25 protein-coding genes are annotated in these 25,317 nt (G+C 64.9%); 17 read left to right on the forward strand and 8 right to left on the reverse strand.

The window, feature by feature from the left end; genetic code table 11:
* Positions 1-1,749 (reverse strand): hypothetical protein, encoded by a 1,749-nt coding sequence (locus tag M1D43_RS18295; RefSeq protein WP_027989167.1) that lies wholly within the window; start codon positions 1,747-1,749, stop codon positions 1-3.
* A gap of 151 nt (positions 1,750-1,900) precedes the next feature.
* On the opposite strand from M1D43_RS18295, the gene M1D43_RS18300 reads away from it, so the two are divergent.
* The 3 genes from M1D43_RS18300 to M1D43_RS18310 all read left to right on the forward strand — a co-directional run bounded on the left by M1D43_RS18300 (position 1,901) and on the right by M1D43_RS18310 (position 4,634).
* Entirely contained in the window at positions 1,901-3,004 is a 1,104-nt protein-coding gene (locus M1D43_RS18300) for an inositol-3-phosphate synthase (protein WP_027989168.1), read from the forward strand.
* Positions 3,001-3,600, forward strand: coding sequence for a histidine phosphatase family protein (locus tag M1D43_RS18305; RefSeq protein WP_010975142.1), 600 nt, complete (start codon positions 3,001-3,003; stop codon positions 3,598-3,600). The genes M1D43_RS18300 and M1D43_RS18305 overlap by 4 nt, the downstream gene beginning before the upstream one ends.
* Before the next feature lie 71 nt (positions 3,601-3,671).
* Positions 3,672-4,634, forward strand: coding sequence for a glycoside hydrolase 5 family protein (locus M1D43_RS18310; RefSeq protein WP_010975143.1), 963 nt, complete (start codon positions 3,672-3,674; stop codon positions 4,632-4,634).
* On the opposite strand, the gene M1D43_RS18315 is transcribed toward M1D43_RS18310, so the two are convergent.
* The 5 genes from M1D43_RS18315 to M1D43_RS18335 form a co-directional block, all read right to left on the reverse strand.
* Positions 4,547-5,971 (reverse strand): Coenzyme F420 hydrogenase/dehydrogenase, beta subunit C-terminal domain, encoded by a 1,425-nt coding sequence (locus M1D43_RS18315; protein ID WP_013850092.1) that lies wholly within the window; start codon positions 5,969-5,971, stop codon positions 4,547-4,549. The two genes, M1D43_RS18310 and M1D43_RS18315, sit on opposite strands and share 88 nt — an antisense overlap.
* Positions 5,958-7,022, reverse strand: a complete 1,065-nt coding sequence (locus M1D43_RS18320; protein ID WP_013850091.1) for a polysaccharide pyruvyl transferase family protein — start codon at positions 7,020-7,022, stop codon at positions 5,958-5,960. The genes M1D43_RS18315 and M1D43_RS18320 overlap by 14 nt, the downstream gene beginning before the upstream one ends.
* Positions 7,023-7,071: 49 nt before the next feature.
* Complete coding sequence (locus tag M1D43_RS18325; RefSeq protein ID WP_010975146.1) at positions 7,072-7,347, reverse strand: hypothetical protein; 276 nt, start codon at positions 7,345-7,347, stop codon at positions 7,072-7,074.
* A 73-nt stretch (positions 7,348-7,420) separates the two neighbouring features.
* Positions 7,421-7,972 (reverse strand): DUF1003 domain-containing protein, encoded by a 552-nt coding sequence (locus M1D43_RS18330; RefSeq protein ID WP_010975147.1) that lies wholly within the window; start codon positions 7,970-7,972, stop codon positions 7,421-7,423.
* A gap of 131 nt (positions 7,973-8,103) precedes the next feature.
* Positions 8,104-8,553: an SRPBCC family protein gene (locus tag M1D43_RS18335; protein ID WP_010975148.1), complete on the reverse strand. Its 450-nt coding sequence runs from the start codon at positions 8,551-8,553 to the stop codon at positions 8,104-8,106.
* Positions 8,554-8,733: 180 nt separating this feature from the next.
* Here M1D43_RS18335 and M1D43_RS18340 point away from each other — a divergent pair, with 180 nt between their 5' ends.
* The 3 genes from M1D43_RS18340 (at position 8,734) to M1D43_RS18350 (ending at position 11,690) form a co-directional block, all read left to right on the forward strand.
* Entirely contained in the window at positions 8,734-9,792 is a 1,059-nt protein-coding gene (locus tag M1D43_RS18340) for an adenylate/guanylate cyclase domain-containing protein (protein WP_014527560.1), read from the forward strand.
* A 104-nt stretch (positions 9,793-9,896) separates the two neighbouring features.
* The gene (locus M1D43_RS18345) at positions 9,897-10,607 is read left to right on the forward strand and encodes a GntR family transcriptional regulator (protein WP_003528604.1); all 711 of its coding nucleotides are present in this window, start codon (positions 9,897-9,899) and stop codon (positions 10,605-10,607) included.
* Between the two features lie 120 nt (positions 10,608-10,727).
* Positions 10,728-11,690: a dihydrodipicolinate synthase family protein gene (locus M1D43_RS18350; RefSeq protein WP_027989169.1), complete on the forward strand. Its 963-nt coding sequence runs from the start codon at positions 10,728-10,730 to the stop codon at positions 11,688-11,690.
* 47 nt (positions 11,691-11,737) lie between these two features.
* Here the strand turns inward: M1D43_RS18350 and M1D43_RS18355 are convergent, their stop codons facing one another.
* Positions 11,738-12,130, reverse strand: a complete 393-nt coding sequence (locus M1D43_RS18355; protein ID WP_010975151.1) for a YkvA family protein — start codon at positions 12,128-12,130, stop codon at positions 11,738-11,740.
* Positions 12,131-12,193: 63 nt separating this feature from the next.
* The gene (locus tag M1D43_RS18360; protein ID WP_014527558.1) at positions 12,194-13,231 is read right to left on the reverse strand and encodes an Ldh family oxidoreductase; all 1,038 of its coding nucleotides are present in this window, start codon (positions 13,229-13,231) and stop codon (positions 12,194-12,196) included.
* Positions 13,232-13,473: 242 nt separating this feature from the next.
* Here M1D43_RS18360 and M1D43_RS18365 point away from each other — a divergent pair, with 242 nt between their 5' ends.
* The 11 genes from M1D43_RS18365 (at position 13,474) to M1D43_RS18415 (ending at position 25,248) form a co-directional block, all read left to right on the forward strand.
* Entirely contained in the window at positions 13,474-14,991 is a 1,518-nt protein-coding gene (locus M1D43_RS18365) for an aldehyde dehydrogenase (NADP(+)) (RefSeq protein WP_010975153.1), read from the forward strand.
* 186 nt (positions 14,992-15,177) lie between these two features.
* Positions 15,178-15,984, forward strand: coding sequence for an ABC transporter substrate-binding protein (locus M1D43_RS18370; protein ID WP_013850087.1), 807 nt, complete (start codon positions 15,178-15,180; stop codon positions 15,982-15,984).
* A gap of 66 nt (positions 15,985-16,050) precedes the next feature.
* Positions 16,051-16,716 carry an amino acid ABC transporter permease gene (locus tag M1D43_RS18375; RefSeq protein WP_010975155.1) on the forward strand — a complete coding sequence of 222 codons (666 nt, stop codon included), beginning with the start codon at positions 16,051-16,053 and terminating at the stop codon, positions 16,714-16,716.
* Between the two features lie 12 nt (positions 16,717-16,728).
* Positions 16,729-17,382, forward strand: a complete 654-nt coding sequence (locus tag M1D43_RS18380; protein ID WP_003528591.1) for an amino acid ABC transporter permease — start codon at positions 16,729-16,731, stop codon at positions 17,380-17,382.
* Positions 17,375-18,097: an amino acid ABC transporter ATP-binding protein gene (locus tag M1D43_RS18385; RefSeq protein ID WP_010975156.1), complete on the forward strand. Its 723-nt coding sequence runs from the start codon at positions 17,375-17,377 to the stop codon at positions 18,095-18,097. Before M1D43_RS18380 ends, M1D43_RS18385 begins: the two co-directional genes overlap by 8 nt.
* Positions 18,098-19,339 carry an NAD(P)/FAD-dependent oxidoreductase gene (locus tag M1D43_RS18390; protein ID WP_010975157.1) on the forward strand — a complete coding sequence of 414 codons (1,242 nt, stop codon included), beginning with the start codon at positions 18,098-18,100 and terminating at the stop codon, positions 19,337-19,339.
* Positions 19,340-19,353: 14 nt separating this feature from the next.
* Positions 19,354-20,355 carry a 4-hydroxyproline epimerase gene (locus M1D43_RS18395; RefSeq protein ID WP_010975158.1) on the forward strand — a complete coding sequence of 334 codons (1,002 nt, stop codon included), beginning with the start codon at positions 19,354-19,356 and terminating at the stop codon, positions 20,353-20,355.
* The gene (gene lhpI / locus M1D43_RS18400; RefSeq protein ID WP_014527556.1) at positions 20,352-22,043 is read left to right on the forward strand and encodes a cis-3-hydroxy-L-proline dehydratase; all 1,692 of its coding nucleotides are present in this window, start codon (positions 20,352-20,354) and stop codon (positions 22,041-22,043) included. Before M1D43_RS18395 ends, lhpI begins: the two co-directional genes overlap by 4 nt.
* 51 nt (positions 22,044-22,094) lie before the next feature.
* Entirely contained in the window at positions 22,095-23,123 is a 1,029-nt protein-coding gene (locus tag M1D43_RS18405) for a trans-3-hydroxy-L-proline dehydratase (protein WP_013850084.1), read from the forward strand.
* 83 nt (positions 23,124-23,206) lie between these two features.
* On the forward strand, positions 23,207-23,638 hold the full coding sequence (locus tag M1D43_RS18410; RefSeq protein ID WP_013850083.1) for an OsmC family protein: 432 nt from the start codon (positions 23,207-23,209) through the stop codon (positions 23,636-23,638).
* Positions 23,639-24,039: 401 nt separating this feature from the next.
* Positions 24,040-25,248 carry an MFS transporter gene (locus M1D43_RS18415; RefSeq protein ID WP_013850082.1) on the forward strand — a complete coding sequence of 403 codons (1,209 nt, stop codon included), beginning with the start codon at positions 24,040-24,042 and terminating at the stop codon, positions 25,246-25,248.
* Positions 25,249-25,317: the final 69 nt, after the last annotated feature.

Consider the following 25,317-nt stretch of genomic DNA (forward strand, 5'->3'; position numbering starts at 1 on the left):
CTAATCCCCGTCGATCCGGCGCCGAAGGAGCCTCGCATAGCGCGCGGCTGCGGCCTCCAGCCGGGGGACTTCCTCGGGGGCGGCCGCGGACTTTGCCGACATCCACAGGCCCAGCTGGAAAGCGAGATAGCAGATTTCCAAGAGCTCCATCAGCCCGGCATTTGGACCGCGCGACCAGCCTTCGGAGACGGCCGCACGCAGCTCCGCCCGCTCCTCCCGCGTGAGGTCGAATTCTATGCTCGCTCCCGCAATGTCCCAGCCGATGTCCTGACAGCCGATGAGGTCATGGGCACTGCTGTGGTCGAGCGCGTCGGTCTTGAGAATGTGTCGCTCTCCTTCGACCAGCCATTCCCACCGGTGAAGCCGGTTGTCCGTATCGACCGGCAGGATCGTCGAATTGTATCGCTCCGCATCGCCGAACCTGGTCTTCAGCCGCGACGCTGCCGCTCTGCCCAATGCCTCTTCGGTGTTGATCATTGCCATCTCGCAAAGTTTGGCCATGGATGCCCCTTGCGCCGCTGGCGGCGGCAGGCTGTGCGCCCGGAAGGACAGATATCGGCCGAGATGCGCGATGAAGGCCGGCCGGCGGAATTCCGGCGGCGCCATCAGCCTCGCGGAAACCCATTTCTGAACCAGAAAGCCATGGCACAATCCGGCGACCGGGGGCGTGAAGCCTGCATCGGCGAGGAGGCGGGCCTTGACGAGCTTTCGCTGCCCAGTGTCGCCGAGTCCCGCAAACTTGACGAGCCACGGACCGTCGGCGGTGTGCGCCAGGAATTTCCGGCGTTCGAACCTGCCGTCCACGGGAGGCCAGCGATCGCCGGGAAGCGTCTTGCGCCATAAGCCGGCTGAGACGTCTTCGAGCGGCTTCTCGAGCGGGCCGACGAGATGGGCGATCCAATCGGCGAGGTGGCGCGCAGAGTTGGACGGCCTGATCAGGAGATCGTCGACGTCGATGACATTGCGCGGCCTCGCCGCCCAGCGCTCGCGATGACGGCCGCAGGATCGCGGTCCAAGCCCGCCCTTGTGGCCGGGGAAGAAGTGAATGCGCCTGCCGCTGACGCCGTGATCCTCCAGCCAATCCGCGACGCATCCGAACGAGCTGCCGGAAAGGCCGGGTCCTTCGTCCACGATCGCGAAATTCGCCGCCCGGTCGCGCAGCAGCCGTTCCGCAAGTTGCGGCGCGACTGCAAGCCGCCTTTGGAACGGATCGCCGATCGGCCGCAGTGTGACCGGAGGCGCGGCACCGATGGAAGCCGCGACAATCGCCGAAAGCGTGGTCCCGATGCTGCGCAGGCCGATCACCACCGTGTCGGCAGGAAGCCCGGAGCCTGCCGCGGCCTCGAGATAGCTCTCCGGGTAAAGAGCATAGAAGGCGTAGCCTTCCGGCTCGCGAATGCTGAGGGAAAGCGGTGCCTGGCTGTTCGCCAGCGACCTTGCGACACGGGCCGGCACGACCACCGGGCCGGCGAAGCCCTGGCGCCAGGACCGGGCGACGAGTCCGGCAAGGTCGAGGAGGAGGCACTCGCCCGTCTGGCGCGATGCGGAGATTTCGTCGGCTCCCATCTGCGCCAATTCCAGGTCGGCAAGCCCCTGCACCAGTTCCCCGGCCCTGAGCAGGATGGCGACGAGCTCGGTGTGGCGCTCGATGCCCGCCGGCAGGTGTTGGGCCGCCTGCAGGCGCGAGGCGATCTCTGCGCATAGCATGTCGGCGCGCTCCAGGCGCTTTGCGTCACCGTATACGAGCATGAAGTTTCGCTCACTTTCCTGTCCGCCCCTTCAACGCGCTGCGGCTGAATTCGATCCGCGATGCGCGAGAAACGGGAGAAAGAAGAAGGAACCAATCGGTTGCGCGCGGGTTTGGCAAGCATTGTAGATACTGTGCAGGAGTAGTGGTGAGATGCGATCGAACTCCATTCGGGTCGGGCTGGTCGGTGTCGGCAATTGCGCGTCCTCCCTCGTCCAAGGGCTGACATTCTATCGCGACGCGAAGGAGGACGAGCCGGTTCCGGGGCTGATGCATACCAATCTCGGCGGATATCACGTCGGCGATATCGAGGTCTCCGCGGCCTTCGACGTCGCCGCTTCGAAGGTCGGGCGCGATGTCGCCGAAGCCATCTACGCCGCTCCCAATAACACGTTCCGCTTTGCGGATGTTCCCGCCACCGGCGTAGTCGTCGAGCGCGGCAGGACGCTCGACGGCATCGGCCGCTATCTGCGCGAGGAGATCGAGGAGTCCGATGCGCCCGCCGCTGACGTCGCGGAGATCCTGCGGCAGACCGGGACGGACGTGCTCGTCTCCTATCTTCCGGTCGGTTCCGAAGTCGCCACGCGCTGGTATGCGGAGCAGGCGCTTGCCGCCGGCTGCGGCTTCGTCAACTGCATTCCCGTTTTCATCGCCTCGGACAAGTCGTGGCAGCGCAAATTTGCCGAGCGCGGCCTGCCGCTCATCGGCGACGACATAAAGAGCCAGGTCGGCGCGACCATCGTGCACCGGTTGCTTGCCAATCTCTTTCGCGACCGGGGGGTGCGCATAGATCGGACCTACCAGCTCAATTTCGGCGGCAATACCGACTTTCTCAACATGCTCGAGCGGGAACGGCTCGAATCGAAGAAGATTTCCAAGACCCAATCGGTCGTCAGCCAGATGGATATTCCGCTCGCGGCCGGCGACATCCACGTCGGCCCGAGCGATCACGTCCCTTGGCTTGCCGACCGCAAGTTCGCCTATATTCGAGTCGAGGGCACGACATTCGGCAACGTTCCCCTCAACGTCGAACTGAAGCTCGAAGTCTGGGACTCGCCGAATTCCGCAGGAGTCGTCATCGATGCGGTTCGCTGCGCCAAACTCGCAATCGACCGCGGCATCGCCGGTCCGCTGATTGCCCCTTCGAGCTACTTCATGAAATCGCCGCCGCAGCAGTTCACCGATGCCGAAGCGCGTAGACGCCTGGAGGAATTCATCGCCGGCGATACCGACGCACTTCTGGGGGCGGCCGAGTGACGACCACTTTCCTTCTGGTGCGCCATGCCGCCCATGACAGGGTCGGCTGCTTTCTTGCCGGGCGGACCGGCGACGTACCGCTCGGCATCGCGGGCCGCGAGCAGGCTCAGCGGCTCGCGGCCCGTCTGGCCGGCGAAGGCATAGGCTCGATCTATGCGAGCCCGCGCAAGCGCACGCAGGAAACGGCCGCGGCGATCGCCGCGGCGTCGGATGTCGCGGAGGTCGTGACCACGGAAGCGCTCGACGAGGTGGATTTCGGCGACTGGTCGGGCAAGACCTTCGACGTCCTCGATACCGACCCGCTCTGGCGGCGATGGAACGCTATGCGAAGCCTCGTGCGTGCCCCCGGCGGCGAGACGATGCTGGACGTGCAATGCCGGGCGGTGGGACTTGTCGCGGCGCTGGCGCAGCGGCACGGCCAGGAGAAGGTCGCTCTGGTCAGCCACGCGGACGTCATCAAAACCCTGGTCTGTCACATCCTCGGCCTTTCCTCCGACGCCTGGCCGCGCTTCGATATCGCGCCTGCCTCCGTCTCGGTGCTGGTGATGGGCGATTGGGGAGCGAAAATCCAGACGCTGAACGAAAACGTGTCGTAGCCGGCCGGCCCGTCCGCCGGTGCCGCAAGCGCGGGAAGCCGGCCGGCGTTTCCGGCAATTCGGAGGTACTCATGATCGAAGCCGCCATGATCTGGAACGAGCCGAACAACAAGTCGCATTGGGATCCGGAGATCGATCCGGACTGGAGCCGCTTTGCCCATATGGCAAAGCTGGCCGCGGCTGCGATCCGGGAGGTCAATCCCGGGCTCACGCGCGTGCTCGGCGGAATTTCGCCGATTGATCCGAACTTCCTCGCTCTGATGAAATCGCAGGGCGTGCTCGACCACGTCGACGCCGTTGCGGCCCATGGTTTCCCACTCGACTGGAACCTCTGGCAGATCCATGAATGGCCGCAGAAGCTTGATGAACTGAAGAGCGTCACCGAACTGCCGGTCTGGGTAAGCGAGGTCGGCGTCTCCACCTTCGGCGCCGAGGAGGTGCAGCTTTGGGGACTGAAGCGAACCGCCGAACTCCTGAAGGGCCGGGCGGATCGGATCCAATGGTACAGCCTCTACGACCTGCCGCGGGCCTGGCCCGCGACGACGCGACACCGGGAGGCCGAGGGCTCGTCCTATTACCGGCATTTCTACATGGGTCTTCTGCGCGAGGACGGCTCGCCGAAACTGGCGTTCGAGGAGTTTGCCCGCCACACGCCGGAGATCGGGCTCGTACAATGGTTCCATTTCGAGGACCCGCGCCTCGATGATGCCGTCGCCTGGATGAAGCGCCTAGGCGTCACATATCTGCGCACCGGTCTCTCCTGGGCCGACCGCTTCCGGCCGAACGCGCTCGACTGGTTCGACCGCCAGATGGAGGCACTCGAAGATTTCGACGTCACCGTCACCTTCTGCTTCACGCCCGAGCACCGGGGGCTTGCCCCGCACCACACGAGCGCGCCCCTCGTTCCGGAGGAATTCGCCGAATTCTGTGCCGAAATGACGGCGCGTTATGCGCCCGCCCCGTCGTCCTTCGAGCCCTTGCGCCCGGGCCTCGCGATGGCGTCGACGAGCCTGCCGATCGAGCCGCGTGAATAGGTCACGCCCTGGTAGAGAGCGAGCATCGCCGAAGCCCAGCGGAGATAGGCGGCCGGCATGTTCAGGGCTCTGGCAAGCCAGAAGACACGGTGGCTGTTCGCGCTGATCGCGCTACGCAGCCAGTAAACCAGCATCCGCCGTGCGGGCAAGCCGCTCCACTTCGGCGCAACGCGTTTCCTCGGCTTGATGCCGGAACGCGGCCAGGCCAGCCGGAAGGCCAGCCCCTCTCGCCTTTGCCTGAAACCGGCAGCCTGTGTCTCCACGACGAAGGCACTGTCGACCGCACTCAGTTCGAGCCTTCCCTCCTCGATCGCATCGGCCACGAGCGCCTGCAGCAAGGGTGAGCGAACGACAACCACATTCGTTCCCCGGCCGTCGGACGAATAGGGCTCGACCCAGGCGTCGCCGAAGGAAATGTCGGCGGTTTCGGCCACGACGTCGTCGCAGAAATTGCAGGCGGAATTCTGGAAGAACCCGGCTCCCCAGTCGCCGTCGACCAGATGCCACCAATCCTTGCTTCTCGTGCTTCCGTCCTTGAGCCGCAGATGGGCCGTGTACCAGTTCGCCGGTCTTGCCGTATCCTTCAGGCGGTAATCGACGCCCGCCACGGCGTTCATTTCCGTGTCCATCTGCCACGCGAAACTTTCCACGAAGCGGGTGCTCTTCATGTGTCCGCAGAAGAGGCCGAGGGTGAAGGCAAGGCGCTCCTCAAGCACCGGGTCGTTGAGGCAGAGGAGATGGATCGCTTTGATGAAGCAGGGAATCCCGACGACTGCGTAGCGGCCGGGTTGCCGCTTCATTTCGGCGATGACACGAGAGAGCTCCACCGGATAATAGCGCGACTTGGCGCCCTTGCGCAGGTCATCCGCGGTCCGCGAGACCTGATACTGGAAAAGACGTTCGCCGGCGCCTGAACAGGGAACTACATGCGCCACCGCGTCGACGAGGTTCCTCTTCAGAAGCTCCGCGGCCGTCCAACTGGCCATGCCGCCGGAACTGCCGTCCGCTCGAAAGCTGCCTTCGCTGACATGGCCGACATAGGCTGCCTCGAAGCGGCCGATCCGCGGATCGTAAAATTGCGCCGATCCGAAGCGCGCCTCGGCGATCTGGTCTTCGCTTCGGGCGTGGGGCGAAAAGGGGCACAGCTCGGCGAACCCGTCGGGGCGATGTGCAGCGGCCGGTTTTAGCTGGCCGTAGCGATCGAGACTCATCGCAGCGCTGCCGCCCGATTGCGCCATGCACGTGCCGCAACCGATGCAAAGCCCGGATTTCGCCATCTGCCCCGGCGAGAGCAAGGCGCTGGCCGAGGCGGGTGCGGGGCGCTCAGGCGAGAACATCTGTCAGATAGGTCCGTGATTGCCGGCGGAGCTCGGCGAGCCTTCGCGCGATGGCCGGGCTCGGGGCTTCTGCGAGAAGTGTCTCGTAGCCGGCTTGCGGCGTCGCCTGCGACACCACGTGCCGTTCCGCACCGGCGGTGTGTGCGAGATCGGCGATCTTGTTGGAACGATAGTCTGAAAGGACCGTGACGAATGGCTTGGCGTTGAGGAGAGAGAAAATGCAGCCGTGGAAGAAATTCGTCGCGACGGCCTCGGCACCCGCGATACAGGCGGCGAACTCGTAGGGACCGGCATCGAGCCACTGCTCGTCCGCCCATTCGTTGCGATAGCCTATGCTGACGAGAGGCAGCGAGCGCGTCGTCGCCCAATGGCGAACCGCGTGCTGAAACCAGGACGGGAACGAATGTCCGTAGACCGCTATATAGGGGCGCGAAACCAGAGTATTCGGACCGAAGGAAATCGTCTCGGGGAACTGCAGGCAAGGGTCGAGGACGAGCGTCGCCTCGCGTCCGACATCCTTTTCGATGATCGCCCTCGAATTGTCGTCGCGGACGGAAATTCCATCGAATTTCCGCAGCCTTTCAGCCCAATATGGTTCGAGGCCATTGGCCGCGGGGTGGTTTCCGAACGTCGCCGCGTAGGAAACGGTTCTCTTGGCCGAGAGGCCCTCTCCGTAGAAAAGCGAGCAACCGCCGTACCAGGGATGCCGCAAGTTCCAAACCTCGTCGCTGCCCACGACGACGATATCGCATTCTTCGGCACCATCAGGGTCGTCCAGCGCGAAGGGGGCACTCATCGGCACCGACGCCAGAGCGCTCTGAAATTTTCTGATCTTGGAAGCGTAGAGCGGAATGTCCCCGCGCGGGGTTCTCTCCGGCAGGAGCGGCTGCATAGCGCAGCGCCACTCGGCCCGGGTGACACGGGCGGAATGATGATCGAGGACAATGGGGTCGGTGCCGAGCGAACGAAGTCCGTGGACAAGAGATCGCGCCTGCCAGAACGATCCATAATTGATGCAGCGGTGGAAGGTCAAAACGCCGAGCTTCGCCAACGGCCCCTATCTCCTGATCATGGAAGCAGATCGCCGGGTCCAACCGGATTCAATCGAAGATGGTTCCTTTCGCGCCCTCATATTCGCGCGCAAGCTCCTCGATCGCCGCCGATGCCTCCTCGAACGTCCAACCGGCCGCCTCGGCCCGACGGGCGAGCGCCAGCAGATCGTCGGTCAGCTCCCCGCCCATGGCCGCCACGATGCTTTCCTGGGATGTCGCCGCCAGCTCCGAAACGGCCGGTCGCAGAGCGGCGATGCAGTCCATCTGGCGACCCGGATAGTCGGAAGCGCGTTGAGGACGGGAAATGGCTTGTGACTCCTCCATCTCGGTCTCCTTTTGCTGTCAGTCGTCAAATGACGGGCCCGGCCGATTGTTCCTGCGGCAAATCGGTGTGGTTCTAATCGCCCGATCGGACCTTCTGGTCCTCGAGCCGATTGAGGACCTCTTCGGGCGTGATCTCCTTGGTGAGTTCACGGATGTCCTCTTCACCGTCCACCTTCACGCCCAGCCGGGCGGCTATCTCACGAAGAAGCGTGAGCAGTTGCGTCGCCTCCTGCTCGGCAAGGAGCGAAATCTGCAGATTGAGGTCGGAGCGCTCGTCGTCCCTCTCGGCCATCCGGTTCTGGCTGATCAGAACGAAGGTGGAAATGAAGATCGCCTCCACCGAAGCAACCATGGCGAGGACGGCGAAGGTCGGGTCGAACACCGGTATGCCGGGAACCAGCTCGAGGTTTAGAGCGATCCAGGCGCCGAACGCCAGGACGTGCAAACCGACGAACGTCATGGAGCCTGCGAAGTTCGTGATTGCCTGGGCGACCCTGTCGTGCGCCCTCCGCCCGCGTTCGTCTTCCTCGCGCCGCTTCAGGATGGCGTTGATGTTGCGCTCGAGTCTCGGCATGGTTCGAGCGGCGGACGCTCTTTCCTCGGCGCTGTTCCTTCTCGATGCCATTCGAACACTCGCGACACATTGTGAGCCGCCTTGTTGCCGGCGGCTACCGGCAAACACGTCAGGCTCCGCAAAGTTCCGCGCGAGAAGGACGAGGCGGAAGCTCCCAGGCCAGCGGCCGGGGCCAAGGCTCATCACCCGGTACGGCCGTGCCATGGGTCGGGCCCCGGGTCGCGTCCTGCGGCGACTTCCGAAAGCCGATCGAGATAGTGGGCCCAACCTTCGGCATGGCCGGCACATTGCTCGGCATTGGGCAGGCCCGAGTGGGTCAGCCGAACCAGCGTTCCATCCGGCTGCTCGATCAGGTCGATCTCGACCAGGCTCGAGCCAGGCGGCACGACATCGCTGTCGTCCCACCCGAAGCTGTAAGCCAGGCGGTGCACCGGCACCACCTCGCGGAAGGAGCCGCGGGCGAAGCGGGCCCCGGTTACATTGACGAGATAAAGCCCCTCGGGCTTCGGCTCGACATCGGCCTCCGTTCCCATCCAGCGCAGGATCTTCTCCGGGTCGGTAAGCAGGGCGAACACTGCCGCGGGCGGTGCCGAGACATGCGTTTCGCGGCGGACGACGAGACCTTCTTGCATCGGACTCCCCTTCGGTTGCCATCGAGCGCCGGCGAGAAGGACGGCCGCGCCGGACCGGACGGAACGATCATATCCCGACGGGAGCGCCCGCGCCACTGCCCGCGGAGCCGGGGCGATTCGATCAGTACCGCGAGCCGAGATCGGTTCACACATTTCCTGCAACTGCTCTATGATCAAGGCATGGACCTGCCCGCACCCCTCGCATGGCTTCTGGACGAGGCCGGTACCTCGTCCGGCCCCGACCCGTTCCTGGCAGAGCTTGGAACCCGGCTCCTCGCCGACGGCCTTCCGCTGGCCGGCGGTGCCCTGACTCTGGCGGTGCCGCATCCGATCATCGCGCGTCGCACCTGGCTTTGGCGGGCGGAGGACGGTGCGGTCATCGAGGCGCTCGGCTTTGCCGAAGGGCCGGTCGACCACGCCGGGCGCGACTGGCTGGCAGGGTTCGGTTCGGTGCAGGAGGACGTGGTCGGCCAGACGGCAGAGAATGTGGTGCTGGGCTGGGCCGGGACGCGGCGGTTCGATCCGGCCGAGGTCGCGCGGTTGCGGCAGACCGCCCGCTTCGCAGCGGCGCCCTTGGCCGTCCTGGCCGAGCGAGCGACTCGCGCGGCGCTGCTCGAAGCCTATCTCGGCCGCCGCAGTGCTGCCCGCGTGCAGGCCGGCGCGCTGAGTCGCGGCACCGGAGAGAGCATCCGGGCGGCGCTGCTCTATGCCGACTTGCGCAACTTCACCGGCCTTTCCGAGGAACATGAGCCGGCACGCGTGATCGCGGCGCTCAACGACTGGTTCGACCGGCTTGCAGGAGCGATACACGCCTTCGGCGGCGAGGTGCTCAAATTCATCGGCGATGGCGTGCTGGCGATTTTCCCGGTCAACGATTTGCCGGCGGAGGCCTGCGACCGGGCGCTGCGCGCGGTCGTTGCCGCCCGCGCGGGCATGGCGCATCTCGAGGGTCTGCGCCATGAACAGGAACTGCCGCCGTTGCGCTTCGGCGCGGCGCTGCATCTTGGGGAGATACTGTGGGGCAATGTCGGATCGATCGATCGGCTGGACTTCACCGCCATCGGTCCGGCCGTAAACCTGGTGAGCCGGCTGGAGGGACTGTGCCGGCCGCTCGGGCGATCGGTGCTGATTTCGGGCGCGCTTGCCGCCGAGACCAGAACCCCACTGGTGCCGCTGGGCGAACACGCGCTGCGCGGCATTGCGGCGCCCTGCGCCGTCTTTACCCTGCCGGAAACCTGAAAGATTATCGGCAAAACGGCCTGAAATCCGCGAAACATGCGGAGGAGACCGTTGATCCCATCGTCGCGGAGAAGTATTTCTTTTGTCGACAAGAAGGAGACCGCATGACCAACAAGGATACGGACACCAATTCAGCTCCCGAACGCAAGCGCGGTTCCGGCGTGAAGATGGTCTATGACCTCTTGCGGGACGAAATCCTCGATCTGGTTCTGCCGCCGGGCTGTCCGATCGACGAGGTGCAGCTCGCCGAACGGTTCAAGATGTCGCGCACGCCGATCCGTGAAGCGCTGGTTCGGTTGGCGGGAGAGGGGCTGATCGCTACGCTGCCCAACAGATCGACGATGGTGTCGAATATCGATTTCCTGAACCTGCACACCTTCTTCGACGCGCTGGTGCTGATGTATCGCGTCACGACGCGCCTGGCGGCCGAACACCACCGATCGGATGATCTCGAGGTGATCCGCGCCCGCCAGGCGGAATTCGCCGCAGCGGTCCAGGCGCAGGATGCGCTGGCGATGATCGCCACCAATGCCGCCTTCCATTCGGCCATCGCCGAGGCAGGCCGAAATCCCTATTTCATAGGCCTGTTCAACAGGCTTCTCGACGAGGGGCGACGGATCCTCAGGCTCTATTATCAGTCCTATAACGACCGGCTGCCGCAGCGCTTCGTCGACGAGCACGAGGATATGATCGCCGTCATCGCCGCGCGAGACGCCGAGGCAGCCGATCGGCTGGCGCGCGCTCATGCCGAACAAATCGTCGAGCAAATTCAAAAGCTTTTTGCCCGTAATGACCGGCTCGAAATTGCTCTGTGATCTTAGGATTATTTTTGTCGACAAATAAAATACAAATGGTATTTTCATCCCGAAGCACAGACAGAGTTGCCGGCTATGGCGTCATGTCTCTGCCATCCGACAGGCCAAAAGGAGTTTGAAATGAAGGCCAAGATTTTTTCGGGCGTGATCCCAGCCCTGATGACCCCTTGCAGGGAAGACCGCACGCCCGACTTCGATGCCCTCGTCCGCAAGGGCAAGGCGTTGATTGCCGATGGCATGTCGGCAGTCGTCTATTGCGGTTCGATGGGCGACTGGCCGCTCCTGACCGACGCGCAGCGCATGGAAGGCGTGGAGCGTCTGGTAAAGGCGGGCGTCCCCGTCATCGTCGGCACCGGTGCCGTCAACACCGCCTTGGCCGCCGCGCATGCGGCGCATGCCCAGAAGGTCGGAGCACAGGGCCTGATGGTAATCCCGCGCGTCTTGTCGCGCGGTCCCTCGATCGTGGCGCAGAAGGCGCATTTCAAGGCAATACTGGCTGCCGCGCGGGACCTGCCCTCGGTGATCTACAACAGCCCCTATTACGGGTTCGCCACACGGGCCGACCTCTTCTTCGCGCTGCGTGCGGAGCATCCGAACCTCGTCGGCTTCAAAGAGTTCGGCGGCAATGCCGACATGCGCTACGCGGCCGAGCACATCACCAGCCGTGACGACGGCGTCTCGCTGATGATCGGCGTCGATACGGCCGTTTTCCACGGTTTCGTGAACTGCGGCGCGACCGGCGCCATCACGGGTATCGGCAACGTACTCCCGAAGGAAGTGATTCACCTCTGCAACCTGTCCAGGGCCGCAGCCGCCGGCGATGTCGATGCACGCCAGCGTGCGCAGGAGCTCGAGCAGGCGCTTGCCGTGCTTTCCTCCTTCGATGAAGGGCCGGACCTCGTCCTCTATTTCAAGCACATGATGGTGCTGAAGGGAGACAAGGAATACACGCTCCACTTCAACGAGACCGACGCGCTGACCGAAAGCCAGCGCGGCTATGTCGAGGCGCAGTTCAAGATCTTCAACACCTGGTATGCCGAGTGGAGCAAGCTCCCGGGCGCCGTCGAGAAGTACAAGGCCTGATCGGGCCGGAGACGGAGGAGGCTCTCCATCAGGAGGGCCTCTTCCGTTTACCGCACGGCGGCAGCGGGGCCAAGCGCCACCCACAAGAGCAGAGCTGCCAGCAGGACCCATATTGAAATGACCGCCACGAGCCCGGCCCGGCTCACCGGCCGCTCGGTGTGTTTCATTGCTGCGGCGCGCAGGTCCGCAAGGACGTCGACTGGGATGAGCTTCAGCACGACGATGATGCCGACGGGAACGATGATCAGGTCGTCGAGATAGCCGAGGACCGGGATGAAGTCGGGTATCAGGTCGATCGGCGACAATGCATAGGCCGCGACCGCGCCTGCCGCCAGCTTCGCATACCAGGGCACACGGCGGTCACGCGCCGCCAGCCACAGGACGACGACGTCTCGCCTGATGCCCCTTGCCCATCGGCGTGCCCGGTCCAGCCACTTCACGTCTGAATTCCCCGCATCCCTCCTGTGCCTTTCACAGGAGGGCGAAAGAGTGCCCGCTGGGGATTACGCCACGGCGTCGAGCCCGAGCGCAAGCAGCCGGTCGAGCTGCTCGATCTCGGCCGCGCTCAGCGTGATGCCCTCGGCCTCCGACTTCGCTCGGGCGGCAAAGCGGCGCTGCGAAGGCAGGCGGGCGCCCTGGCCGACGATCGCTTCGAACAGCAGCTCCGCCCGGTCGAAGGGGTCGCCTGGACGACCGGCGGCGAAAGCCTGCGGGGAGAAGGCGACGATGAGTTCGCCGTGGAAGGGGGCGAGCGTCGTGGTGCCTAGATAGTCGAGCACTTCGGGGCTGGTCAGGTCGCCGATCATGATGCCCGCCAGCAGCTCGATCATCGTGCCGATGGCCGAGCCCTTGTGTCCGCCGAAGGGCAGCATGGCGCCCGCGAGCGCCGCCTCCGGGTCGGTGGTCGGATTGCCTTGCGCATCGATGGCCCAGCCTTCGGGCAGCGGTTTGCCCGCCCGGCGATGCAGCTCGATCTCGCCCCGTGCCGCCACCGATGTCGCGAAGTCGAAGACGTAGGGCGGCTTGCCCGCGCGCGGCCAGCCAAAGGCGAAGGGATTGGTGCCGAGCAACGGCTTGTTGCCGCCGGTCGGTGCGACCGTGGCATAGCTCGGGCACATGACGAGTCCGGCAAGCCCTTCTCCCGTGAGCGCCTCCGCTTCCGGCCAGAGCGCCGAAAAATGCGTGCAGTCGTTGATGGCGAGTGCGGCGATGCCGTGCTTGCGGGCACGCTCGGCAAGCACCGGCAGACCGAGTTCGAAGGCGGGATTGGCGAAACCGCCCCCGGCATTCACCTTGACGATCGCCGAGGCTTCCTGCGCGACGATTTCCGGCTCGGCGTCCGGCTTGACCTTGCCAGCCTTGACCGTGCGCAGCGCGCCCTCGATCCGGTAGATGCCGTGCGACTTGCAGGCATCGCGTTCGCCGGCAACGATCACCCGGGCGAGAGCGCCCGCCTGGACCACGTTAAGGCCGCCCTTGCGGAAGATCGCCTCGACGCGCTCCTGAAGCGCGGTGGTCGTCAGGGTGGTTGTCTCGCTCATGTCGTCTCTCTCATTCTAGGCCTGATTCAGGGGCACGCGGTTGATGTTCTGCATACATAGAGTATACAAACCCCCGGTAAGTTCAATTCGTCTGTTCGCGCAAGGTATACGGTTCCGCAACGGGCGAGGAGAGTGTATGCGAATTTCCGCCGGCAATCCCGCTTCGTTACGGGAATCGACGCGTTTTATGATCTTGTGCCGAATCGACCAGGATCATCGTGATCCAGAGAAAGGAAAGTCAGATGATTTTCACCCCCAAAGGAAAACACCTCGTCGCGGGCGAATGGCTCGATGGGGCAGGCACCTTCGCTTCGGCGCCGGCGCATGGCCCGGCGCATGATTTTGCCGTAGGCACCGTAGAGCTGGTGAACCGGGCCTGCGAGGCGGCTGAGGAAGCCTTCTGGACCTATGGCTATTCCTCGCGCAAGGAGCGCGCCGCCTTCCTGCGCGCCATCGCCGACGAGATCGAGGCCCGGGCGGAGGCGATTACCGAGATCGGAAGCCAGGAAACCGGCCTGCCCGAGGCGCGGCTCAACGGCGAACGGGGCCGCACGACCGGCCAGCTCAGGCTCTTTGCCGATCATATCGAAAAGGGTGATTATCTCGACCGGCGCGTCGATGCGGCGATGCCCGAGCGCCAGCCGGCGCCCCGTCAGGAGATACGGCTGGTCCAGCGCCCCGTCGGTCCGGTCGCCGTCTTCGGCGCCTCGAATTTCCCGCTGGCCTTTTCGACCGCCGGCGGCGATACGGCCGCGGCGCTCGCAGCCGGCTGCCCGGTCGTGGTAAAGGGTCATTCGGCGCATCCCGGCACCGGCGAGATCGTCGCCGAGGCCGTCGACGCAGCGATCCGCAAGACGGGTGTTCATCCCGGCGTATTCTCGCTGATCCAGGGCGGCAGCCGCGACGTCGGTCATGCGCTGGTGCAGCATCCCCATATCAAGGCCGTAGGCTTCACCGGTTCGCTCGCCGGCGGACGTGCCCTGTTCGATCTTTGCGCGGCGCGCCCCGAACCGATCCCGTTCTTCGGCGAACTCGGTTCGGTCAACCCGATGTTCCTGCTGCCGGAAGCGTTGAAGGCACGGGCGGAAACGCTGGGGCAGGGATGGGCCGGTTCGCTCACCATGGGCGCCGGGCAGTTCTGCACCAATCCCGGAATCGCCGTCGTCATCGAAGGTGCGGACGCCGACCGCTTCACCACCGCCGCCGTCGAGGCGCTTGCCAAGGTGGCACCGCAAACCATGCTGACGGACGGTATCGCCAAGGCCTACCGCGACGGTCAGGCGCGCTTTGCGACGCGCAACGCCGTCAAACCGCTGCTTGCGACCGAGTCGTCCGGCCGTGACGCATCGCCCAATCTCTTCGAGACGACGGGTGCCCAGTTCCTGGCCGACCATGCGCTCGGCGAAGAAGTGTTCGGCCCGCTTGGACTGGTGGTTCGGGTGGGATCGCCGGCCGAAATGGAAGAGCTCGCGCGCGGCTTCCAGGGCCAGCTGACCGCAACCATCCATATGGATGCGGGCGATCTGGAGACGGCGCGCCGTCTGCGTCCGGTGCTCGAGCGCAAGGCGGGCCGGGTGCTGGTCAACGGCTTCCCGACCGGGGTTGAAGTCGTGGATTCGATGGTGCATGGAGGCCCCTATCCAGCCTCGACCAACTTCGGCGCAACCAGCGTCGGCACCATGTCGATTCGACGTTTCCTGCGTCCCGTCGCTTACCAGAACATGCCGGAAGACCTGCTGCCCGAGGACTTCCTCGGCTGATCCAGCCTCCCGGCCGCGCAATAAAAGGGGCTTTTCCACAAGGGAAAGCCCCTTTCCATTGCGAAAAGGCGCCCTGTTATATACTTTTTGTATACTAATTGTATTTTTAAATTGATTTGTGCTCTCCGACGCGGAATAGTGCGCGCGCCGTCACACCGATCGGCCAACTCAAGGGAGAGAACAATAATGAAGACCTCGGTCCTCGCCTTCGGCCTCGTTGCCGCCACCGCTCTGACGAGCCCCGCCCATGCCGACAAGCTGGACGACATCATCGCTTCGGGAACGCTGCGCTGCGCCGTGGTGCTCGACTTCCCGCCGATGGGTTCGCGCGACGAGAACAACGAACCGATCGGCTTCGACGTGGATTACTGCAACGATCTGGCCAGGGCGCTCGGCGTCACCGCGGAGATCGTGGAGACGCCGTTTCCCGAGCGCATCCCGGCGCTGATGTCCGGCCGCGTCGATGTCGGTGTCGCCTCCACCTCCGATACGCTCGAGCGTGCCAAGACCGTCGGCATGACGGTGCCTTACTTCGCCTTTGAAATGGCGGTAACCGCCAACGAGAAGTCCGGCATCAAGTCCTTCGAAGACATGAAGGGCAAGGTGGTCGGCGCCACCGCGGGCACCTATGAGGCGATCGCACTCGAAAACCAGGTCAAGGCCTGGGGCGAGGGCGAGTTCCGCCCCTATCAGACGCAGGCCGACGTTTTCCTGGCGCTGAGCCAGGGCCAGCTCGACGCCACCGTCTCTACCTCGACGGTCGCGCAGTCCAACGTCAAGGGCGGCAAGTTCCCCGGTATCTCCGTGGTCGACAAGGCGCCCTTCGACATCGACTACGTGGCCCTCTTCACTAACCGCGAGGAATACGGCTTCCTCAACTACCTCAACCTGTTCGTCAATCAGCAGGTCCGCACCGGCCGCTATGCCGAACTCTACGAGAAGTGGGTCGGTGGCGAGGCTCCGTCCCTGGCGGTGAACGGCGTTTACCGTTGATCCGAGGATCGTCTGACGGTGCGGGGCAACCCGCGCCGTCGCTGCATTCCGAGGGGTGAGACGGGAATGTTCAACTACACCTTCCACTGGAACCAGGCGCTGAGGGCGCTGCCGCAGATGCTGGACGGCGCGGTGGTCACGCTGCAGGTCGCGGTGCTGTCGATGGTCATCGGCGTCGCCTGCGCGATCGCGCTCACCGTGTTCCGCCTGTCCGGCAGCCGTATCCTTGGCGGCATCGCCACGACCTGGGTCGAGGTCGCGCGAAACACGCCGGCGCTGTTCCAGATCTACATGGCCCATTTCGGCCTCGGCAATTTCGGGATCCACCTGAGTCCCTATACGGCGCTTCTGGTCGGGATCGCCTTCAACAATGCGGGCTATCTTGCCGAGAATTTCCGCGGCGCGCTCAAGGCCATTCCGGATACGCAGGCCCGCGCTGGCCGGTCGCTCGGCATGACCTCGCTGCAGGCGTTCCGGCTGATCGTTCTGCCGCAGATGCTGCGCGTGGCCTTCCTGCCCGCGACGAACCAGATGGTCTGGGCGATCCTGATGACGTCGCTCGGCGTCACCGTCGGCATGAACACCGACCTTGCCGGCATCACGCAGGAACTGAATGCCCGCTCCTTCCGCACATTCGAATTCTTCGCGCTCGCTGCGGTGATCTACTACCTGATCGCCAAGGCGGTCACGCTTGCAGCCCGGGCCTTCGCCTGGCGCATGTTCCGCTACTGAGAGGGGTGAGAGATGTTTGATACTGCCCTCACCTGGAACGATCTCGCCTTTCTTGCGCAAGGCGCCGGAATGACGCTGGCGGTAACCGCCGTCGCCGTCACCGCCGGCACCGTTCTCGGCATCCTCTTCGGAGTGATCCGGTTCCAGATCGGACCCTATTGGTCGGCGCCGCTCACCTTGCTGCTCGACGTGTTCCGCTCGGTACCGCTCCTGATCCAGCTCGTGCTCGGCAATGCCTTCCAGTCGATCGCCAAGCTCGGCTGGGGCGCCTTCACGACCTCCGGCGTGGTGCTCTCGCTCTACACGGCGGCGTTCTGCGCGGAGATCGTGCGCGGCGGAATTTCATCGGTGCCGGTGACGACCCGCCGTGCGGCGCGCTCCCTCGGCATGACCTGGTGGCAGGACATGCGCTACATCGTGGCGCCGCTTGCCACCCGGGTTTCGCTTCCGTCGTGGATAGGCCTGACGCTCGGCGTGATGAAGGACTCCGCACTGGTGCTCTGGCTCGGCCTGGTCGAGCTCCTGCGTGCCTCGCAGATACTGGTCACGCGTCTGCAGGAGCCGCTCTTCATTCTGCTGATCTGCGGCGCCATCTACTTCCTCCTCAGCTTCCCCGTCGCCCGGCTTGGCGGGTATCTCGAAAAACGGTGGTCCCCCAATGATTGAGATCGAAAACGTCCGCAAATCCTTCAGCTCTCTGGAGGTTCTCAAGGGTATCGACCTGACCGTCGAAAAGGGCGAGGTGGTCACCATCATCGGCGGCTCCGGCTCCGGCAAGTCGACGCTGCTCACCTGCATCAACGGGCTGGAGCCGATCGACTCCGGCCGGATCGTGATCGACGGGACCGATGTCCATGCCAAGGGCACCGATCTCAACAGGCTGCGCCGAAAGGTCGGGATCGTGTTCCAGCAATGGAACGCCTTCCCGCATCTGACCGTGCTCGAAAACGTCATGCTCGCCCCGCGCAAGGTGCTTGGCCTCCCGAAGGACAAGGCCGAGGAGATCGCGGTGAAGCAGTTGACCCATGTCGGTCTCGGCGAGAAGCTCAAGGTCTATCCGAACCGCATGTCGGGCGGCCAGCAGCAGCGCATGGCGATCGCCCGGGCGCTTGCCATGTCGCCGGAATATATGCTGTTCGACGAGGTGACTTCGGCGCTCGATCCGATGCTGGTCGGCGAGGTGCTCGACACCCTCAAGATGCTGGCGGAAGAGGGAATGACGATGATCTGCGTTACCCACGAAATGACCTTTGCCCGCGACGTGTCGGATCGCGTGGCCTTCTTCCATCAGGGGATCATGGCCGAGATCGGTTCGCCCGATCAGATTTTCGCCTCGCCGCAGAACCCTGAAACGCAGAAGTTCCTGGCGAGCGTACGATAAATGGCCGCACCGGACGTCATCGTGATCGGCGCGGGGGTCGTCGGCCTCACGGCTGCAATTGCCGCCGTGGCCAGCGGCCTGTCGGTCACCGTGCTCGACCGCGAGGGGCCGGCGGCCGGCGCCTCCGCCGGCAATGCCGGGGCATTCGCCTTCACAGATATCCTTCCGCTTGCCTCGCCCGGCATCCTCAAAAAGGCGCCGAAATGGCTCCTGGATCCGCTCGGGCCGCTGACCGTGCCGCCCGCCTATGCGCTGAAGATCGCGCCATGGATGTTCCGCTTCTGGCGGGCTTGTCAGCCGGGGCGCGTGGCGCATTCGACCGCGGCCCAGACCGCGCTGATGGACCTGTCGAAAGCGGAGCTCGAGCCGTTCCTCGGTGCGACCGGCACGGCGTCCATGCTGCGCAAGGAAGGCAACCTTCAGGTCTACGAGGGAGAGGCGGAATTCAAGGCATCGCTGGCCGGCTGGAAGGCGCGCGCGGATCACGGGATCGAGTTCCGCCATCTCGATGCCGCAGGCATTGCCGAGATCCAGCCGGGCCTGGCGGCGCGCTTCACCCACGCTACCTTCACGCCCGGCTGGTACTCGATCGCCGATCCGAAGCTCTACACGCTTGCGCTTGCCGATCATTTCCGCACGATCGGCGGGGTGATCGAGCGCGCGGAGGTCACGGCGCTGAAGCCCGTCGATGGCGGGGTCGAAGTCCTGAGCGCCGACGGCAGGAGGCGGCGGGCGGCGCAGGTGGTCCTCTCGGCGGGCGCTTTCTCGCACCGGGTTGCGCGCACGCTCGGCGAAAGCATTCCGCTCGAAACCGAGCGCGGATACAATACGACGCTTCCCGCCGACGCGTTCGACCTGCGGACGCAGATCACTTTCGGCGGCCATGGCTTCGTCGTGACACGGCTGTCGACCGGTATCCGGGTCGGCGGTGCGGTCGAACTCGGCGGGCTCGATCTGCCGCCGAACTTCCGCCGCTCGGAAGCGATGCTGAAGAAGGCGCAGGCCTTCCTGCCCGGTTTGAAACCGGAAGGCGGGGTGCAGTGGATGGGCTTCCGGCCGTCGCTGCCCGACAGCCTGCCGGCCATCGGCCGCGCCCGCGCGACGCCGCGGGTGATCTTCGCCTTCGGTCACGGCCATCTCGGGCTCACCCAATCGGCGGGCACCGCAAGGATCGTCGCCGATCTCTTGACCGGCCGGACTCCGGCCATCGACATTGCACCCTTTTCGCCGCAAAGATTCTGACAGAGGTTTCGACCATGGCCACCCACACCTTCTCCTGCATCGACGGCCACACCTGCGGAAATCCCGTCCGCCTCGTTTCGGGCGGGGGCCCGCGTCTCGAAGGCGCGAACATGCTGGAAAAACGCGCGCATTTCCTGAAGGAATTCGACTGGATCCGCACCGGTCTCATGTTCGAGCCCCGCGGCCACGACATGATGTCGGGTTCGATCCTCTACCCGCCGACCCGGCCCGACTGCGACGTGGCGGTGCTCTTCATAGAGACCTCCGGCTGTCTGCCGATGTGCGGGCACGGCACCATCGGAACCATCACCATGGGCATCGAGAACGGCCTGATCACCCCGCGCGAGCCCGGCAAGCTGTCGATCGATGCTCCCGCTGGCAAGGTGGACATCACCTACCGCCAGGAGGGCCGCTTCGTTGAGGAAGTGCGCCTTACCAACGTGCCGAGCTTCCTTTATGCGGAAGGGCTGGCGGCGGAGGTCGAGGGGCTCGGCGAGATCGTGGTGGACGTCGCCTATGGCGGCAATTTCTACGCCATCGTCGAGCCGCAAAAGAACTTCCGCGACATGGCCGACCATACGGCGGGAGAACTGGTCGGCTGGAGCCCCAAGTTGAGGGCCGCGCTGAATGCCAAATACGAGTTCGTCCATCCCGAGCACCCGGAGATCCGGGGCTTGAGCCACATCCAGTGGACGGGCAAGCCGACGCAGCCGGAGGCCCATGCCCGCAACGCGGTGTTCTACGGCGAGAAGGCCATCGACCGCTCGCCCTGCGGCACCGGCACGTCGGCCCGGATCGCACAGCTTGCCGCCAAGGGCAAGCTGAAGGTCGGCGACGAATTCGTCCACGAGTCGATCATCGGATCGCTCTTCAAGGGGCGCGTCGAAGCGGCGGCGAAGGTCGCCGATCGCGACGCGATCATCCCGTCGATCGCCGGCTGGGCGCGGATGACCGGCATCAACACCATCTTCATCGATGACCGCGATCCCTTCGCCCACGGCTTCGTCGTAAGATGAGCGGCCTCGATCCTGCCCGCAGCATCCTTCAGGGGTCGGCCGAGGGCCCGGTCATAGCGACCGGGGAGGCGCTGAGTTTCTGGGGCGGGGTCGATCCCGCGACGGGCTGCGTGATCGACGTGCACCACCCGCTGCATGGCGTCCCGCTCACCGGCTCCATCCTGATGATGCCGTCGAGCCGCGGCTCCTGTACGGGCTCGGGCGTGCTGCTCGATCTGGTGCTGACCGGCCGTGGCCCTGCCGCACTCGTATTTTCCGAACCGGAAGACGTGCTGACCCTCGGTGCGCTGATCGCCTCCGAGATGTTTGGCAAGCCGCTGCCGGTGCTGCGTCTTGCGCCGGAAGCCTTCGCGGCGCTCGCCCGTGCGAAGACGGCGCGGATCGGCGACAGGGCGATTGAAGCCGAGGGGCTGACGATCCCCGTCGTTCCGCCGGCGACGGCCGCGCTCGACCTCACCGATGGCGACCGCGCCATGCTCGACGGAGCGGAAAGCGTCGCGGTTGCGCAGGCCATGCGCATCATTTCGGCCATGGCGGCGCAGCAGGGGGCATTGGGTCTCGTGGATGTGACGCAGGCTCATATCGACGGCTGCATCTATGCCAGTCCCGCGAACCTCACCTTTGCCGAGAAGATGGTGGAGATGGGCGCGAAGGTGCGGATCCCGGCGACGATGAACGCCATTTCCGTGGACCATGCCAATTGGCAGAGGCAAGGTGTGCCGCCGTCCTTCGGCGACCCTGCGGCGCGGCTCGCCGACGCCTATGTCCGCATGGGCTGCCGGCCGACCTTCACCTGTTCGCCCTATCTGCTCGACAGCGCGCCTGGAGCCGGCGAAGCCGTGGCCTGGGCGGAGTCCAATGCCGTGATCTTCGCCAACAGCGTGCTCGGTGCGCGGACGGCAAAGCACCCGGATTTCCTCGACCTTTGCATCGCGCTCACCGGACGCGCGCCGCTCTCCGGCGTCTATCTCGACGAACACCGCAAGGCACGGCGGATCATAGACGTCGAACTGCCCGCGGGCGCCGACGACGCTTTCTGGCCGTTGATCGGCTATCTCGCCGGGCGTGCGGCGCCAGATCGCATCCCGCTCATCCGCGGGCTCGCCCCGGCGGAGCCCTCGCGCGACGACTTGAAGGCGCTCTGCGCCGCCTTCGGCACCACTTCCGCCGCGCCGATGCTGCATGTGGAGGGCGTGACGCCGGAAGCCGGCGGTGCCGCGGCTGAGGACGCGGATCATGCGACCATTACCCGCGCCGAGCTGACGGCCGCTTGGTCCGCCCTGAACGAGGGTCCGGATGAAGTCGAACTCGTAGCGATCGGCAGCCCGCACGCGTCCCTTGCCGAGTGTCGGGCGCTGGCCGAGGCGCTCGGCGGCCGCAAGCGGCATCCGGATGTGGCAGTGATCGTCACGGCCGGCCATGAGGTTATTGCGGAGGCGCGCGGCGAAGGCATTCTCGCCCGGCTTCAGGAGAGCGGCGTCCAGGTGCTGCCGGACCTCTGCTGGTGTTCGATCTCCGAGCCTGTGTTCCCGACCCGTACCCGGGCGGTCATGACCAATTCCGGCAAATATGCCCATTACGGTCCCGGTCTTTCAGGCCGCACAGTACGCTTCGGCAGCCTTGCCGATTGCGTCGCCGCGGCCTTGACGGGGCGCGTCCCGCCCCAGCTGCCGGACTGGCTTTCCTGAGGCGCGGCGGACGTTCGTAACCGCGCTGGCTTTTGAAACGAGGAGTTCGCGATGCGCAGCACCAAGACCATTCATGTCATTTCAGCCCATGCCGAGGGTGAAGTGGGCGACGTGATCGTCGGCGGTGTCGCGCCTCCGCCGGGCGATACGATCTGGGAGCAGAGCCGCTGGATCGCCCGCGAACAGACCCTGCGCAACTTCGTCCTGAACGAGCCGCGCGGCGGCGTCTTCCGCCATGTCAATCTCCTGGTGCCGCCCAAGCATCCCGACGCGGATGCTGCCTTCATCATCATGGAGCCGGAAGATACGCCGCCCATGTCCGGCTCCAACTCGATCTGCGTTTCAACCGTGCTGCTCGACAGCGGCATCCTGCCGATGAAGGAGCCGGTGACGGAGATCACGCTCGAAGCGCCCGGCGGTCTCGTTCGCGTGCGCGCGGAGTGCCGTGACGGCAAGGCCGAACGCATCTTCGTCGAGAACCTGCCGAGCTTTGCCGAGCGGCTGGACGCGAAGCTGGAGGTCGAGGGGCTCGGGACACTCACAGTCGACACCGCCTATGGCGGCGACAGTTTCGTGATCGTGGATGCTGCCGCAATGGGCTTCGCCCTGAAGCCGGACGAGGCGCACGACATCGCCCGGCTCGGCGTGAGGATCACCAATGCGGCAAATGCCAAGCTCGGTTTCCATCATCCGGAAAACCCCGACTGGCGGCATTTCTCCTTCTGCCTCTTTGCCGGTCCCGTGGAGCGCACGGCGGAAGGCCTGCGGGCGGGTGCTGCAGTCGCGATCCAGCCGGGCAAGGTCGACCGTTCGCCGACCGGGACGGCACTCTCGGCACGCATGGCCGTGCTGCATGCGCGCGGCCAGATGGGGCTCTCGGACCGGCTGACGGCGGTTTCGCTGATCGGCTCCACCTTCTCCGGCCGCATCCTGGGCACCACCGAAATCGGCGGCCGGCCGGCCGTGCTGCCGGAAATCTCCGGCCGCGCCTGGATTACCGGCACCCATCAGCACATGCTCGACCCGTCGGACCCCTGGCCCGAGGGCTACCGGCTGACCGACACGTGGGGTGCGCGCTGAGTGGATTGGCGGCGGGTGGAAATCGGGCGCGTTTTGCGTCATTCGAACTATGATGAACGCATCACGACAGGAAGGAAAATCGGATGAAGGCACGTATCAAATGGGTCGAAGGCAGGACCTTCGTCGGGGAATCCGGAAGCGGCCACAAGGTCGTGCTCGGCACGGCCACCGGCCCGGATAGCCCGACACCGGGACCGAGCCCCATGGAAATGGTGCTGATCGGCACCGGCGGCTGCTCGGCTTTCGACGTCGTCCACATCCTCGAGAAGGGCCGCGAGGCGGTCGAGGATTGCGTGGTCGAGATGGATGCCGATCGGGCGGATCAGGACCCACGCGTATTCACCCGTATCCACATGCATTTCATCGTCAAGGGCCGTGGTCTGGCCGCCAAGAAGGTCGAGCGCGCGGTTGCCCTCTCCATCGAGAAATATTGCTCCGCATCCGCGATGCTCGCAAAGACGGCGACCATCACGCATGATTTCGAGGTGGTCGACACGTCGGATACGGCGGCCTGACGGGGCGCCTCCGCCCCTCATCCGCCTGCCGGCGCCTTCTCCCCGTTTCGACGCCGTTTCACGGGGAGAAGGAACAAGCGGGTCGCTCCTCGCATCTCGTCGCGCAGAATAGGTCCGGAACCTTGCCGCTTGTCCCTTCGCCCGGCTTGCTGGCAGAAGGTGCCGGCAGGCGGATGAGGGGCGTTCGAGAATTCCGCTGAGCGCCGCATGAATTCAACCGCATCAAGCGCAATGCAGCGTACAAAAATTTCCACTCCCATGTCGGCGCCTTCAGGCGCCGTTCGTCCTATTGTATGCGCGGCACAGCCGCAAACGGGAGAATGCCCTTGATTTGATCGGCAATCCTTGCGTGGACTGAAAATGAATGCCGCGCCGGATTGCCCTGAGCGGAGACACGAGAAATGATCGATGCGCATTATCGCTGGGTGATCGTTGCTGCCGGCGGCCTGCTCGGCTGCATTGCAATCGGTGCCATGTTTTCATTGCCGGTTTTCCTTGTGCCCATCTCGCGCGATACCGGATGGTCGGTGACCGGTATATCGAGTGCCATGACGGTGGGCTTCATCGCAATGGCCCTGGCAAGTATGGTCTGGGGTAGCGCTTCGGACCGCTGGGGCCCGCGCCCGGTCGTGCTGATCGGTTCCGCGCTTCTTGCGGCGAGCCTGGCGCTTTCCAGCCTCGTGACATCGCTGATCGCATTCCAGCTCGTCTTCGGGGTGGTCGTCGGGGGGGCCTGTGCGGCGATATTCGCACCGATGATGGCTTGCGTGACAGGCTGGTTCGATACGCATCGCAGCCTTGCCGTATCTCTGGTGTCGGCCGGCATGGGAATGGCACCCATGACCATGTCGCCGTTGGCCGGGTGGCTGGTTACGATCTACGACTGGCGGACATCGCTGCAGATCATAGCCGCCCTTGCCGCCGTCACGATGATTCCGGCTGCGTTGCTGCTGCGCCGCCCGCCGGTCCTCGAAGATACAAATGCCGTCTCCGCAAGCGAAGGGCAGCCGGACATGTCCCTTGGACAGGCGCTGAGATCGCCGCAATTCGTCATATTGCTGCTGACGAACTTCTTTTGCTGCGCCACCCATTCCGGGCCGATTTTCCACACGGTGAGCTACGCCGTGAGCTGCGGGATCCCGATGATGGCCGCCGTTTCCATCTACAGCCTCGAGGGTCTGGCGGGAATGGGCGGCCGCGTCGCCTTCGGCGTCCTCGGAGACCGCTACGGCGCCAAGCGCATTCTGGTATCGGGGCTGCTGCTGCAGGCCTTCGGTGCGCTCGCCTATTTCTTCGTGCGCGATCTCGGCGCCTTCTACGCGGTGGCTGCCGTGTTCGGCTTCATCTATGCGGGCGTCATGCCGCTTTACGCCGTGATCGCCCGCGAGAATTTCCCGCTGCGCATGATGGGCACTGTCATCGGCGGCACGGCAATGGCCGGCAGCCTCGGCATGGCAATCGGCCCGGTTGCCGGGGGACTGATCTACGACGTTTTTGCCAGCTACGGCTGGCTCTATATCGGCGCCTGGGGTCTCGGCATCGGTGCTTTCCTGATCGCACTGACCTTCAAGCCCTTCCCTAGGGAACGGCCGGCACTGGCTGCCGCCTAACGCAACCGCGAGGAAAACCGTGCCACGGTTTTCCTCGTCGCCCTTACCGAATGGGCCGATCGGCTTCAG

The organism is Ensifer sp. R1-3, from assembly GCF_056739175.1.